Source organism: Psychrobacter sp. 219-2-C (assembly GCF_049560815.1).
GTDB classification, from domain to species: Bacteria; Pseudomonadota; Gammaproteobacteria; order Pseudomonadales; family Moraxellaceae; genus Psychrobacter; species Psychrobacter faecalis.
This window is the reverse complement of the sequence record NZ_CP186933.1, coordinates 659,958-673,218: the sequence shown is the minus strand read 5'-3', so window position 1 is coordinate 673,218 and position 13,261 is coordinate 659,958. Positions and strand designations below refer to the sequence as shown.

Annotated in this window: 13 protein-coding genes; 7 read left to right on the top strand and 6 right to left on the bottom strand. The window is 41.5% G+C overall.

Annotated features, from left to right (window positions below):
* Nucleotides 1-244: 244 nt before the first annotated feature.
* Nucleotides 245-1,390 (bottom strand): beta-ketoacyl-ACP synthase III, encoded by a 1,146-nt coding sequence (locus ACPEGP_RS02735; RefSeq protein WP_102077064.1) that lies wholly within the window; start codon nucleotides 1,388-1,390, stop codon nucleotides 245-247.
* 290 nt (nucleotides 1,391-1,680) lie between these two features.
* Between ACPEGP_RS02735 and pnuC the strand changes: the two genes are divergently transcribed.
* From pnuC to ACPEGP_RS02715, 4 genes are all read left to right on the top strand, one after another.
* Nucleotides 1,681-2,442 carry a nicotinamide riboside transporter PnuC gene (gene pnuC, locus ACPEGP_RS02730; protein ID WP_423813851.1) on the top strand — a complete coding sequence of 254 codons (762 nt, stop codon included), beginning with the start codon at nucleotides 1,681-1,683 and terminating at the stop codon, nucleotides 2,440-2,442.
* Nucleotides 2,393-2,989 carry an AAA family ATPase gene (locus tag ACPEGP_RS02725; RefSeq protein WP_423813850.1) on the top strand — a complete coding sequence of 199 codons (597 nt, stop codon included), beginning with the start codon at nucleotides 2,393-2,395 and terminating at the stop codon, nucleotides 2,987-2,989. The genes pnuC and ACPEGP_RS02725 overlap by 50 nt, the downstream gene beginning before the upstream one ends.
* Nucleotides 2,990-3,034: 45 nt before the next feature.
* Nucleotides 3,035-3,946: a DMT family transporter gene (locus tag ACPEGP_RS02720; protein ID WP_423813849.1), complete on the top strand. Its 912-nt coding sequence runs from the start codon at nucleotides 3,035-3,037 to the stop codon at nucleotides 3,944-3,946.
* A 180-nt stretch (nucleotides 3,947-4,126) separates the two neighbouring features.
* Entirely contained in the window at nucleotides 4,127-4,498 is a 372-nt protein-coding gene (locus tag ACPEGP_RS02715; RefSeq protein ID WP_423813848.1) for an MliC family protein, read from the top strand.
* Nucleotides 4,499-4,670: 172 nt separating this feature from the next.
* Here ACPEGP_RS02715 and ACPEGP_RS02710 read toward each other — a convergent pair whose 3' ends face one another.
* From ACPEGP_RS02710 to ACPEGP_RS02695, 4 genes are all read right to left on the bottom strand, one after another.
* A complete protein-coding gene (locus ACPEGP_RS02710; RefSeq protein ID WP_423813847.1) occupies nucleotides 4,671-5,819 on the bottom strand; it encodes a catalase family protein in 1,149 nt (382 codons plus the stop codon).
* 59 nt (nucleotides 5,820-5,878) lie between these two features.
* Entirely contained in the window at nucleotides 5,879-7,453 is a 1,575-nt protein-coding gene (locus ACPEGP_RS02705; RefSeq protein ID WP_423813846.1) for a Dyp-type peroxidase, read from the bottom strand.
* A gap of 129 nt (nucleotides 7,454-7,582) precedes the next feature.
* On the bottom strand, nucleotides 7,583-8,230 hold the full coding sequence (locus tag ACPEGP_RS02700; RefSeq protein WP_225211551.1) for a hypothetical protein: 648 nt from the start codon (nucleotides 8,228-8,230) through the stop codon (nucleotides 7,583-7,585).
* A gap of 413 nt (nucleotides 8,231-8,643) precedes the next feature.
* The gene (locus ACPEGP_RS02695; protein WP_423813845.1) at nucleotides 8,644-9,057 is read right to left on the bottom strand and encodes an organic hydroperoxide resistance protein; all 414 of its coding nucleotides are present in this window, start codon (nucleotides 9,055-9,057) and stop codon (nucleotides 8,644-8,646) included.
* A gap of 181 nt (nucleotides 9,058-9,238) precedes the next feature.
* Between ACPEGP_RS02695 and ACPEGP_RS02690 the strand changes: the two genes are divergently transcribed.
* Nucleotides 9,239-10,096 carry an AraC family transcriptional regulator N-terminal domain-containing protein gene (locus ACPEGP_RS02690; protein WP_423813844.1) on the top strand — a complete coding sequence of 286 codons (858 nt, stop codon included), beginning with the start codon at nucleotides 9,239-9,241 and terminating at the stop codon, nucleotides 10,094-10,096.
* Between the two features lie 61 nt (nucleotides 10,097-10,157).
* Here the strand turns inward: ACPEGP_RS02690 and ACPEGP_RS02685 are convergent, their stop codons facing one another.
* On the bottom strand, nucleotides 10,158-10,778 hold the full coding sequence (locus ACPEGP_RS02685) for a class I SAM-dependent methyltransferase (protein WP_369958239.1): 621 nt from the start codon (nucleotides 10,776-10,778) through the stop codon (nucleotides 10,158-10,160).
* Nucleotides 10,779-11,031: 253 nt separating this feature from the next.
* Between ACPEGP_RS02685 and ACPEGP_RS02680 the strand changes: the two genes are divergently transcribed.
* Nucleotides 11,032-11,367, top strand: a complete 336-nt coding sequence (locus ACPEGP_RS02680) for a hypothetical protein (protein WP_144296210.1) — start codon at nucleotides 11,032-11,034, stop codon at nucleotides 11,365-11,367.
* A 457-nt stretch (nucleotides 11,368-11,824) separates the two neighbouring features.
* Nucleotides 11,825-13,237: an aspartate ammonia-lyase gene (locus ACPEGP_RS02675; protein WP_191689912.1), complete on the top strand. Its 1,413-nt coding sequence runs from the start codon at nucleotides 11,825-11,827 to the stop codon at nucleotides 13,235-13,237.
* Nucleotides 13,238-13,261: the final 24 nt, after the last annotated feature.

Sequence of the window (13,261 nt, the reverse complement as noted above, 5' to 3'; positions counted from 1 at the left end):
AGTAAAATAAGAGAGTGATTATAGCAAATTTTTGCGCTTAATTTAAAACCTCTCAGCAATCTTGCCATTATATTCGCAAACTGCTCAATTTATACGCGATTACACCCATATACCAACCTTCAATTCTGCTTGCTATAGCTATAAAAAGGCATCACGAAACAAAAAAACAAACGGCGAGCATAAAAAAAATAGCTAAGAATTCTCTTAGCTATTTTTATGGTTAAAACAGAGCTTCTATTAACTATTAAACCTTACGAACCAGTACCGAACCAATCGAGTAACCGGCGCCAAATGAGCAAATCACACCCAAATCACCAGAGTTTAGCTGATCCTTGTAGCGATGGAACACAATCATAGGACTTGCGGAGCTGGTATTGGCAAACTCATCAATGACACTTGGTACAATCGCTTTATCCGCTTCTTTACCGATAACGGTACGCAAGATTAAATCCAGCATATTGGCATTGGCCTGATGTAGCCACATCATTTTGACATCGCTGGCTTGCAGATTGTTTTCATGCAAATGCTCAGTAATAATCTCAGAAACCTTTGGACAGACTTCACGGAATACTTTACGACCGTTTTGTAAAAACAGTTTGTCAGTGACCGGCTCTTTGATATCGGGGTACATCTCAGTCTGTGCCGCCAAGAACTCAGAGCGATCCATAAAGCCGTATTCGTTTTTGATATTGGTCGAAAACTGAGTGAATAACTTGGCGTTTAGAATCTCGTAGCCTTTTGGCGTATCAAGCTCTTCTACGATGCAAGCTGTTGCAACGTCACCAAAAATAAAGTGGCTATCACGGTTGCGCCAGTTTAGATGCGCTGAAGTAATCTCAACGTTCACAACCGCAACGCGTTTGGCAAGACCCGAAACGATAGAACCATGTGCTTGCGATAAACCAAAAGTCGCCGCACTACAAGCAACGTTCATATCATAAGCAAAGCCACCAACCATACCAATCTCATTTTGAATCTCGATAGAGACCGCAGGATAAGTACGCTGGAAGTTTGAGCAAGCAAGAATAATACCGTCTAAATCATTGGCCTCAAGACCTGCATCAGCGAGCGCATCTTTCAATGCAGCAGCGCCCATTTCTGCCATGATAGACAGCTCTTCGCCCAAATTACGATAGGCAATGACAGGTGCCATAATTTCAGGATCTAAGATACCGTCTTTCTCCATCACATAACGTGATTTGATGCCCGATACTTTTTCGATAAAGGCCGCTGATGAGTGCTCTAGCGCCGTAACTGTGCCAGCTTCAATCGCGTCAGCATGTTTGGCATTGTAATTATCAACATACTGGTTAAATGACTCTACTAACTCTTCATTACTAATGCTATAAGGGGGGATATATAGGCCAGTGCCTGTGATACAAGTCGTCATGATACGCTTCCTTGTCTACTACGATGGTGCTTGCAATAAGCATAAAAGTGGAGAAAAACAACAGTCGTCTAATTCTCGGTGAATAACTGTAAACTTAAAATAAGTGCCTTTATTATGCCTGAATAATATAATTTTTCTAATACTTTGTTACAAATAATCCGCTTCTTAATGAGAATAAGTAAAGACTGGCTTCATTTGTAGACAGCTGCGCTATAATTGCTGTGAATTATCATCATTTGGTTGCAACTTGTTTGTTAACTCTCGCTTTACTTTTTAATTTTGGAATAGCAATGGCGGAACTCTTAAACTGGTTATTTGGGCAGTATGCTGACTACTCAACCCTATTTATTGCCTTAGAATTGATTGCGGTCATATTTGGGGTCAGCAGCGTCTTACTTGCCAGCAAAACCAATATTTTGGTTTTTCCTATTGGATTGGTCAGCACCGCTATTTTTGTCTATCTACTTTGGAAATGGCAACTGTTCGGCGATATGTTTATCAACGCCTACTACAGTATCATGAGTATTTATGGTTGGATAAATTGGACGCAAAATAAGCACAATACAGACATCAAAAAGCATCATGACCATATAAATCCAACCAGCCAGCAGCAAGATGAACACACCTATAATGCGGACGCTCACTCTGCCATTGACATTGAACATTTAAACAAAAAAGACCTCCCTATTCTCACTGTACTGGCGGCAGCGACCGTCGCCTTTGTCGCTTTGGTCTATTATTTTAGACCTGTTATCAATAATAACTTTAGCTTTGATGGCGCGGTATTGGGCTTGCACTTATTTACCTGGGTCGATTACACCGACATACTGACCACCGCGCTGTTTTTAATGGCAATGTGGCTGATGGCGCGGCGTAAAATCGAACACTGGCTACTTTGGATTATTGCTGATGCGACTTCCGTGCCGCTGTATTTTTATAAAGGTCTAACTTTTACCGCGCTACAGTACGTAGTCTTCACTCTCATCGCAATCTGGGCATACTATGAATGGCAACGACGCTACCGCGTACAATCTCACGCAGCATACGCCTAAATCGGTGATCAATGTCGCCATACTAGGGGCAGAAAGCACTGGAAAAACCACATTATGCCGCGATTTGGCTGCGCATTTTGGCAGTCCGTGGGTACCAGAATATATGCGCACTTACCTGCAAGTAAAATGGGATAACGAGCAGCTGACTTGCACGTGGGATGATTTACTACCTATCGCGCAAGGTCAAATCGACTTAGAAAATAAGCTTGCCAAACAAGCAGCGCAACTGCCTGATGACAACCGTTATTTATTTTGTGATACCAGTTTATTTGAGCTGATGGTGTATGCCAATTGGTATTACGGCGACTGCCCTAAAGCGCTTACTCAAGCGGCATTAACGCACCATTACGATTTGATACTCTTGACCGAAGTAGATATCCCGTGGGTCGCCGATGATTTGCGTGATAGCCCGCATCAGCGTGAAGATATCAGTGCTTATTTTGCCAGTCAGTTAACTTTGCATAATAAAGATATTCAACGCATCGGTGGCGATAGAGTGCAACGGGTGCAGCAAGTGGCTAAATGGCTAAAAAGAATAGAGAAATAACCCCAAATCTTAGGCAAAAACCTATCGTACCTGTAGGAATTATTTTTGAAAGCTGCCCTATTTACGATGATCGCTTTAATAGCCTTTGCCGCCAACTCTTTGCTTTGTAGAATGGCATTGGCAGACGGCGCAATTGATGCTTGGAATTTTACCGTTATCCGCTTGCTTAGCGCTGCCGCGTGCCTTGGTCTTATCATGCTGCTGCAAGCGTATTTTTTAAGAAGAAACCGTTTAAGAAGAAATGGTCCAAAACAGACTGGCAGTATTGATAAGCCTGTCTTAAAAGATAAAGGCGACTGGTTTAGTAGTCTTTGCTTAGTTATATATGCACTATGTTTTTCAGTGGCTTATCAAGCGCTTGATACCGGGACGGGCGCGCTTATTTTATTTGCCGCCGTGCAGCTTACAATGATTGGTTGGGGCATTTATCATAAAGAACCATTAACTCGCGTGCAGTGGACAGCGCTTTTGATCGCATTGATAGGTTTTGTATACTTGATGCTGCCATCAGCTAGCACGCCTTCCTTTTCTGTGGCGTTTATAATGGCAATAAGCGGTAGCGCTTGGGGTATCTATAGCATACGTGGTAAAAACTGCGTCTCACCGCTCAGAACGACTGGCTTTAATTTTATAAGAAGCCTAGTGGCTGTGCCAATATTGGCATTATTAGGTATGAGTTATTTAAACGATATCAGCATGACAGGTATCATATTGTCAGTCGCGTCAGGCGCTATCGCTTCTGGCATCGGTTACAGTGTCTGGTATATGGCGATGCCGCTCTTAAAAACCACCCAATCAGCAGTAGTTCAACTTTGTGTACCGGTACTTGCCGCCCTATTCGGTATGATATTTTTGTCAGAGAAATTGACTTTAGATTTTATTGTCGCAAGTGTAGTGATATTAGGCGCAGTGTTGGTCTTTATTTTAAATAAAGGGAGAGTAAAATCATACCATTAACATCAGACGCATAATGTGCAAGGAAATATGCCAAGCTTTGCTGACCATAGCGTGCAGTGATAAAAGTGCTAGCTGATGTTACTTGCCCAAATACGAACCACAACACGAAATTACATTTTTTATTGTATGATACGGCCTTAGCGTAACCAATAAAATTCACATTAATTTTTGAGGACTATTATGAAAAAATTATTCGCTGTTGTCCCTTTTGCCGTACTACTCGCTGCTTGTGCGACCAGCGCGCCGACCACCACAACGCCACCAGCCAATACTCAACCAGTAACTCAATCATTTACTTGTGAAGACGATGGTCAAATCACTGCTGCGTATACTGCAAACGGTGAAGCTGCCAACCTAAACGTTACTTTACCAAAAGTTGGCTTAGACAACGCTAAAGTTAGCATGAAACAAGCCGTTTCAGGTTCTGGCGCTCGCTATGTCAACGATGTGAACCCACAGACCACTTACGATTGGCACACTAAAGCAGATTACGGCATCATGACCATCAAAACAGACAAAGGTCAAGAATACCAAGTTAATTGCCAACTATAATAATCATAAATAATGACTGGTAGTTAATAAACAGTGACTTAAGTAACATCTGTATTTTTACTTAGACCTATTTAAAGAAAAGAGCCAGCAGTCAAACTACTGGCTCTTTTTTGTGCCTTATTTCTTTATTTAAACTTATCTTTAATAAACCAATTTAGGCATTTATAAGCAATTAAAAGAATGACTTATCAAAAGTTTCTTTTAAGCTTTTAGGTTCGCGGCGTTTGACATTGTTTAGCTTATGACGAGTTTCTGAAGCTATTTGATAGGCTTTTAGTCGCGACTGCTGCAAATTGCCAATCGGACGATTTTCCTCTAGGCAGCGAAACGGTGTAAAGGATAAGTTTTCCATAATCTCAAAATGACCGTCATCCGGCACATCTTGACAAGGAATTGTCAGTCTCGCTACCGTCACAAATGGCGCGTCCTTCTCTTTCCATTCGGTGGTGATCTCTTCAATCGGCTGCTTTTTAAGACTGCGACACAGCTGAATCTGCACGTCAAACTGATAATCATGCTCGCGTATTTCATCGATAATCAGCGGGCGAATTGCTTCCTCGCGTGCATTTACATCAAGCTCACGACGGGTGATTTTTTTAGCCGCAGCTTTAGTTGGCGTGACTCTTATCTTTGCCATATAATCGCCATGACGCACTACGCCTTGCGAATGAAAATCATAAAGCAAGGTGTTTTTTGGCTCAATGGTTATAAATCCGCCCAGTGCTTTAAAGGTTTTAAAAGACTCTTTGGTCGGTAATCTTGAGCCGTAATTGGTCAACCAATTAAAAGCCAATTGCGCTTTGCCTCTTGCGCCTTTTTCAGCGTATTCTGGCAGCTCTAAAAATAGCTTAGAGATATAGGCATAATCTTCGATTCGATTACAGAAAAACACCGGATGATTGATTAAATTAAAATCAAAGTTAAGACTATCTTCTTCGCCGGGAGCGAGTTTTTCACCCGCTACGTCAAAGATCTTAATCGCCAAACCTTGTGCTAGCCCAAGCTTACGATCAGGCGAAACGCGCGAGGCACCGTTAGAAAAACGAATGACGGCATCATGAATGCCTGCTTTGGCATACAGACCTTGCGCGTATTCAGCAGGCAAATTATCTACTATCTCAAACTTGGCTTTAAGGGCGCAGTAGCCTTTGGCATGAGCATCGCGCGTATGGTAATTGACGTTACTGGCTTTATCACTTCGACCGATATAGTTTTTGATATCATCGGTAATGGTGCGAATATTACGCTCGTCTTCTGCGCTCAGCGCAATATATTTTGCGTCATAAGGTACATATTTAGGTTTGAATAATTTCTTTAGCATTTTTTTAATCCTTTTTTATCAGTAGTTATTCTTGTAAATGAAACGGTATTTTTATGCTTTTAAGACAATTCACTGATCCATTTTAGCGCCGATAGGCTTGGGATAAATAAGTACTCACCGCCGTACAAGGTATTGAAAGTTTCGATACCGTGATAGCGCTGACGAATTGGGTCAGCAGGTACGGTAAAGGTATCAGCAGCGTCGTCTTTATCGCCATGATGGACACCAAGCATCGGATCTTTTTCTTCTCCTAAGCTCATAAAGTTACCATCATTAATCCATTGCGATTGTAAAAATTCAACAGTCTCCATAGCATGAGCATTGATACCAATAAAAAATAGCCCGCGCTCTTTGCCATCGTCCTCAGTCACATCGGGCGGCAACACCTCGCCAAAACCGACGCTGCGCCTAACGATACGGTGAATACGTACGTCTGATAAAATAAAGTCTTTGCTGTCTCTTGGATTCATACGCCGTACATGGGCACCAAATGGACATTTTTTGCCATAAGGATCGTCTTTATAGCCAAAGTTATTGTTGCGGTTGGGGTCATTGCCCAGTGCTTTATCATCATGTTCAGAAGATAAGACCAAAGGCGCACCTGAGCGCCAACGTCCCCACATTTTTGCGCCCAGTAACTCCGCTTCTTCGTCACTCTGCGTATTTTCTTTTAGAAATTTATTAAAAGCGGCGACATGACTGTTATAGGCACGCAATACCATAAATGAGCCGTTTTTGCCCAAGACTTCTGGCTGCGGCATTGGTGCTATCGTGCCCGCCTCGCCCTTATAACCTAATACGAACTCGCCTGCTGCTATCGCCTCACCGTCAAGACTTGGCGGCGTTTGTATACCACTGCCTTGAATCTCTGGATTACTGATACCATCGCGATAGCCAAAGACGTTTTTGACATTATTGTCTGAACCAAAAGCATGCTCCATAAGAATCTCAATATCGCCATTGGCGGGATTATCTTCATTGATATACGACTGAATATTGTCTTGCAGCTCCTTTAGCTTTATTTGCCATTTCTCTTTACTATCAGCAATAATGGCCGCACCGACATGGATATCGCCTTTATCACCAAAAGGGGCAGCCCAGTTTTCTGGGGCATTGATATCGAAATCCCGCAGCTTTTCTGCGCGCTTCGCCATACCTGCTTTAAAGGATTCTGGAAAGCTATCCAATGACGACTGCGGCACGCCGAGCGCCTCTAAACCATCATAAGTCATGACAATAGATAGCGTCGCTTGCATGTCTTTATGCCACGCCTTACTGCCAGTCACGTCAGGTAAAACGGTTTTCAAAAGTTGGCGCCCAGCTTCTGCATTATTGATTTTCAGCGCAACGATTGTTCCATAATAAGGCGTTGGTCGGTCGCGTAAAATAATGGATTGAATGTCTTCTAGCTGCATGGTGACGGTATTTGGATTAAAGATGCCGCGTGCTTTATTCGCTAAAGTCTCGATACCATCGCCGACTTCTTTTTTAATATCTGCTAACCACGATTCAACATTGCTATCTACGATACGATTGCCAAAGTTATCCTTTAATTCATGCAGTTTGCTGGTTAAAGGCTGATTATCTTTTGAAGTACTATCATTTTTATTATTATTTCCAGTGTTTTTACTCATTGTTAACCCTATTTTTATCATTATCTGAGTTTACTTTGCCCTTACCTTTTATATCACCCAGCCCATTTAAAAATGGTGATATAAAAGGATGGCATAAATTAGTAATATCTTATTGTTTTATCACAAACTTTAAGACTGTGCTTCATCCAGCGCTTTATTAATGCCTTTAACGATGCGGTCTTGGCGGCGAATATCTTGAATAGTCAGATGCGGAACTCCTACATACCAACCAGCGGCAGTGATTTGATGATCTAAAATGAACTGTTTGACACTCGGGTCTTTAATGCCAGGCCAACCTTCAACGCTACCGAATAAAATATCCATCAGCTCAGGAATTTTAGTGGCAAAGTCGTCGATATAAGGGTCCCAATCGCCATCATAAGCAGTACAAAACAACACTCTGGTATCATTGTCTAAAAACACAAAGCGTAAATCGTGCAGCGTACCAACTCGCGTTGCCCCTGCCAAATTACCGCCAGCAATCTCTAAGACTTTTTTTAGCCGTTCTGCCCCACCTTCTTTTAACGGTGCAATCACCGTTAGCTCTGAAACTTTTCCGGATTTAAGCCCTTTTTCACCGGCAGTGGTCGTCGAATGGTCATAACCATCATCGCCGCCCTCTTTTAAATTAGCTATCAAAAGCTCAGCGCGCAATTTAAAATCATCAATAGATTCGGTGATTTTGGCTTTTAAATCTTCAGAATTATCGATAATGCGCTTTTTGTTATTTTTAGCATCAGCGTTTTTAGCGTTATTGTTCTTAGTGTCATTATTCATAATATTCGCCCTTTTATTATGTTGTTATTATTTGAAAAGCACTTTGTAAAAAAGATACTCTATAAAAATAAGCTGTCATTTCGCTATCAACTTATTTGTTTTTACCATAACAGACATAAAGAGAAGCTCGAAGCCCAGCAAGTTATTCACACAAAATAGAACAGAGAGCAAACGTCACTATTATTTAATTTCGAACAAAGTTTTAGTATTGATATTGTTTTCATTTTTGCTCAAAGAGCGCTTTATTCGTTTATAGAGTTAAACAAATGACCTTTATCTTGTTTGGATAAAAAAATTGCTTGGATACGTTATATATCCAAGCAATTGAAAGTCACGGTATTCTTATACTTGTTTATAGTTATTAGTGTATCTACTAACTCAGCTATCAAAGCCATTGTTTAATAAAATGATATCTAAACCACAGTCACCTGCAAACGCGCATCCACATTACCGCGAGTAGCATTGGAGTACGGGCATACTTGGTGAGCCGCCTCAACAAGGGTTTGCGCTTGCACCTCATCGATACCAGACACCTCAACGTACAAATCGATATCTAAGTTATAGCTGCCATCGGCCTTCATACCAATACCAACTTGGGTCGAGGTCTTTGACGCAGTGATCGGCAGTTTCATGTGCTGCGCCGTCATATTTAAGGCGCTATCAAAACAAGCGGCGTAACCCATGGCAAAAAGCTGTTCTGGATTGACACCTTCTTTATCTTGCTCTTGAAATGACACCAAATCAAAACCTAACGAACCATCATCAAGACCGGTGTGACCAGAACGACCGCCCGTTGCTGTGGCGCGAGTTTTATAAAATATTTTCATTATCTATTCCTTATGTTTTACTTACACAAAATTTGATTCAATCAATCATGAGGCTGCATCAGTCTCAATAAGGCTAGTATAAGACTCAGCGCGACAATCTGTTAGAACATAGCTCCAAACCTCTTGCCCAATCCTACAAAACTCTATAGTATCGAGCAATTGTATAAAATATGAAAAGCTAATGAATCAATCAACTATTGAGCAACTCCTATCGTTATTACCTAGAAACAGAACCATTGAATCAGCCGTTTCAGGTTTGTTTTTTTACTATGCTGATAAACCCAGTAAAGCCGTCAGCTATATTCAAGAACCTAGTATCTGCATCGTTTTACAAGGTGCGCGCGAGATTTACTTAGGTGCCGACTGTCAAAGGTTTGACAAAAGTAATCTCATGTTTTGCCCCGTTAATATCCCTTTAAGCATGCATATAAGGCATGCGACGGTAGAGCGTCCGGTTATCGTGCTGTCTATGAAATTAAACCTTGTCATGATTGGTGAGGTTTTAGCAAAAATACCGCCGAAACCGCCTAATACTGAAAGAAATTTAGGAATAAAGTGGCAATTGGACAGTACCATCATGGCGGCGTTTGAGCGCCTAATACACTTGCTTGATTATCCAAATGATATTGGTTTTCTTGCTCCATTAATTCAGCAGGAGATTTACTATCGCCTGCTTATAGCAGAGCAAGGCAATAAATTGCGCCAACTGGTGGTCAATGGCAGCCATACGCACCGTATTAGCAAAGCCACCGATTGGATAAAGACGCATTTAAATGAGGCAATAGTTATCGAAGAATTGGCCAGTCGCTGCGGGATGAGTGTCTCAGGGTTTCATCATCATTTTAAGGAAATTACTCAGTTAAGCCCGCTTCAATACCAAAAAAGCCTGCGTTTGATGGAAGCAAGACGACTGATCCAAGCAAATGACACTCAAATTGCCCAAATCGCTATGCAAGTCGGTTATGAAAGCCCGAGCCAATTTAGCCGAGAATATAAACGCTTATTTGGCATCAGCCCGAGTGCTGAATTACATGTCTAGAATTAAGCAGTCAAAATCAAAGAATATAAGTATTATCAAAACTGACAATCACGTTCATAAATTAGCGCCTAAATTCATGCTCATCTGTTTTTTTAGCAATAAACTGTACCACCGCACTCAAACCTTGATGGCGCTTACCTTCAGAAATCATGCGCTGCTTTTCGATACCCGTTATTTCTTCTAACTGTGCCAGCTCAGCACGCAAAACTGCTAACGAACCAAAGCGCTCTTCTTGTGTTGCAGGAGGTCCGCCGACAGCGTCCATGCTTAGCTGCTGCTCGGTATAAGCCTCTAAGATAAACATGCCCTCTGGCTTGAGCGCTGGTGCAATCTGCCCATGAACGTGCTGGCGTATGGCTGGCGGCAGATGCGCCCAGATAGCAACGATACTGTCCCACTGTGCTTGACCAAACTCATAGTCAGCTAAATCAGCAACTTGAGTGATGATATCAACGCCTCTATCTTGCGCCAGCTTTAAAGCTTTATTTAATCCTACGTTAGACATATCCATGGCGGTCACTTGGTAACCTTGTTCTGCTAAAAAAACTGCATTCCTGCCTTCGCCTTCAGCCAGACACAAAACTTTGCCACCTAGCGGTATTTTTTGAAAATTTTCTTTTAAAAAATCATTGGGCTCGGTACCAAAAACATACTCTGCTCTATTGTAGCGCTCGTTCCACATGGTTTTTTCCTTTTTATTGCATTGGTTTTTAATTTTTGCTTAGGCTATTTATTTTCTATTGATAAAATCTTAGGGTGTAATCTCGCAGCTAGTGTGCTGTTAGTTAAATAAAGATGGTGATAAAAAACAGTTGACTTAACTTGTATATTCGTAATATAACATATAATAGTATATTCAATTATTAGAATATATTAGGTATTGATGTGTTATGCATGGATGGTCACATCACCGTCAGATTTAGGGAGGAAGTCAGATGATTCGTTTTAGCTACACTCTCAAATGCTGGGCATTAGGTATCAGCTACTATGTAGGCTTTTACTTTATCGTCCTCTCAAGCAATCCTGACTTCGCCAAATATCTCTATATTCTGGCTGTCAGCACCCTACTTTTCCCGATTGCCAAACGCGCAGTCGATGTCATCACCGATTTTATCGCGCCGCATACCATTATATTCAATGGTTTATTATCATCATTACTCATCAATATCGTAATTTGGGTTTTAACGCCGTTTATCGTCACCATGACCCTTATCGCCTTGCTGTTTTATGCGATGGGTGTGGTGACAGAAAATATAAGAGCAAAACCCTAAAGCAAATTTTGGCTTTTATTAAGTGCTTTAAACTAACTATAGTAGAATTACTCTAAAATCGTTACAGTGCGACTGGGATGAATTTTTCGTAGCCTCTGTGATAACAGCAAGCAAGGAAAATTTATACCAGTCGCAAAAATCTATAACGTGTCGCTTTTATTTTACACTGACTATATTAAAGTAGAGATAAAATCATATTATCTTTACTTTGAAGGTGGATTTAATGAGTTTACGGCCTTCTTCAGATAAAAACGTTTAGCGCTTACTATTTATAATATAAAGTTTTTTATTTTATTATGCGTGATGTAATAAATATTCATTGTTAATCCCTACCTAAAAGGCTTATGCTATAAGGTCAACCATATAGACTTACCAATGCAAGGCTACTACTGTCATGTTAACAAATGACGGTATCTTTGCGTCTTAATCAGGGCTTTTTATTGAAAGGATTTATTGCATGACAACTGCTACTCGCCAAGAACATGACCTACTCGGCTATCGTGACGTGCCCGCTGATGCTTACTATGGTATCCAAACCTTACGTGCTTTTGAAAACTTCACGGTCAGTGGAGTGCGCTTAAACCAGTTTTCGACCTTTATTCGTGCTTTTGCCACCGTTAAAAAAGCAGCAGCAATTGCCAATAATAAAGTAGGCGTGCTAAATGACACCGTTAAAGATGCTATCGCAGCGGCGTGCGATGATTTAATTGCTGATAAATATCATGATCAGTTTATCGTTGATATGTTCCAAGGCGGTGCAGGTACGTCGACCAATATGAACGCCAACGAAGTGATTGCTAACCGTGCTTTAGAAATCCTAGGCTACGAGAAAGGCGACTATCAGCACGTGCATCCAAATAACGATGTCAACTTGTCACAATCAACCAACGACGCCTACCCTACAGCGATGAATGTGGCGTTAGATGAATACTGTGTCCATCTATTAAGTAAAATGGATATCTTGTATAACAGCCTTAAGAAAAAAAGCGCGGAGCTTGCCGATCAATTAAAAATGGGTCGCACGCATTTGCAAGACGCTGTGCCTATGACCGCGGGTCAAGAGTTCAACGCCTTTGCAACCATGATCAAAAAAGAGATGGATCGTATCGAATCTACTCGTGCGCTGTTTCATGAAATCAATATGGGCGGCACAGCAATTGGTACGGGCTTGAATGCACCAGCGGGCTATTCTGAAGAAGTTGCCAAAACCTTGTCTGATTTGACTGGCAGACCTTATTATATTGCTGAAGATTTGATTGAAGCGACACAAGACACCAGTGCTTATGTGGCTTTGTCTGGCAATTTGCGTCTCTTTGCTGCGCGTTTATCTAAGATTGCCCATGACTTACGTTTGCAGTCTTCGGGTCCGCGTGCAGGTTTAGCGCAATATCGCTTGCCTGAAATGCAGCCTGGTAGCTCCATCATGCCGGGTAAAGTAAATCCTGTGATCCCAGAAGTGGTGAACCAAGCGTGTTTCCATGTCATGGGTATCGACCATACTATCGCTATGGCGTCAGAAAATGGTCAGCTACAGCTAAACGTCTTTGAGCCCGTCATTGCCTTTAACTTGTTTACGGGTATGAGCATGCTGGCTAATATCTGTGAGATGTTTGCCACGCGCTGTATCGATGGTCTGATGATGAACAACGAGGCATGTAGTGTCGAGGTATTCAATAATATCGGTCTGGTCACCGCGCTAAATCCGCACCTTGGTTATGACGCCTCTTCTTTTGTTGCGAGAAGAGCACAAGAGACTGGTGGCAGTGTTTACGACATCGTATTAGAAGAAAAACTGATGGACAAAGAAACGCTAGATGATATCTTGTCTCCTGCCAATATGGTGTATCCAAAGGTTAGAGCATTGCTATAGTTTAACCATAGATATGGAAATTAT

Excerpts from the sequence above, each read along its gene's own strand:
- ACPEGP_RS02715 (WP_423813848.1), top strand. The coding sequence starts at position 4,127 with ATGAAAAAATTATTCGCTGTTGTCCCTTTTGCCGTACTACTCGCTGCT.
- ACPEGP_RS02695 (WP_423813845.1), bottom strand. The coding sequence starts at position 9,057 with ATGAAAATATTTTATAAAACTCGCGCCACAGCAACGGGCGGTCGTTCT.
- ACPEGP_RS02675 (WP_191689912.1), top strand. The coding sequence starts at position 11,825 with ATGACAACTGCTACTCGCCAAGAACATGACCTACTCGGCTATCGTGAC.
- ACPEGP_RS02690 (WP_423813844.1), top strand. The coding sequence starts at position 9,239 with ATGAATCAATCAACTATTGAGCAACTCCTATCGTTATTACCTAGAAAC.
- ACPEGP_RS02680 (WP_144296210.1), top strand. The coding sequence starts at position 11,032 with ATGATTCGTTTTAGCTACACTCTCAAATGCTGGGCATTAGGTATCAGC.
- ACPEGP_RS02710 (WP_423813847.1), bottom strand. The coding sequence starts at position 5,819 with ATGCTAAAGAAATTATTCAAACCTAAATATGTACCTTATGACGCAAAA.
- ACPEGP_RS02700 (WP_225211551.1), bottom strand. The coding sequence starts at position 8,230 with ATGAATAATGACACTAAGAACAATAACGCTAAAAACGCTGATGCTAAA.
- ACPEGP_RS02735 (WP_102077064.1), bottom strand. The coding sequence starts at position 1,390 with ATGACGACTTGTATCACAGGCACTGGCCTATATATCCCCCCTTATAGC.
- ACPEGP_RS02725 (WP_423813850.1), top strand. The coding sequence starts at position 2,393 with ATGAATGGCAACGACGCTACCGCGTACAATCTCACGCAGCATACGCCT.
- ACPEGP_RS02685 (WP_369958239.1), bottom strand. The coding sequence starts at position 10,778 with ATGTGGAACGAGCGCTACAATAGAGCAGAGTATGTTTTTGGTACCGAG.
- pnuC (WP_423813851.1), top strand. The coding sequence starts at position 1,681 with ATGGCGGAACTCTTAAACTGGTTATTTGGGCAGTATGCTGACTACTCA.
- ACPEGP_RS02705 (WP_423813846.1), bottom strand. The coding sequence starts at position 7,453 with ATGAGTAAAAACACTGGAAATAATAATAAAAATGATAGTACTTCAAAA.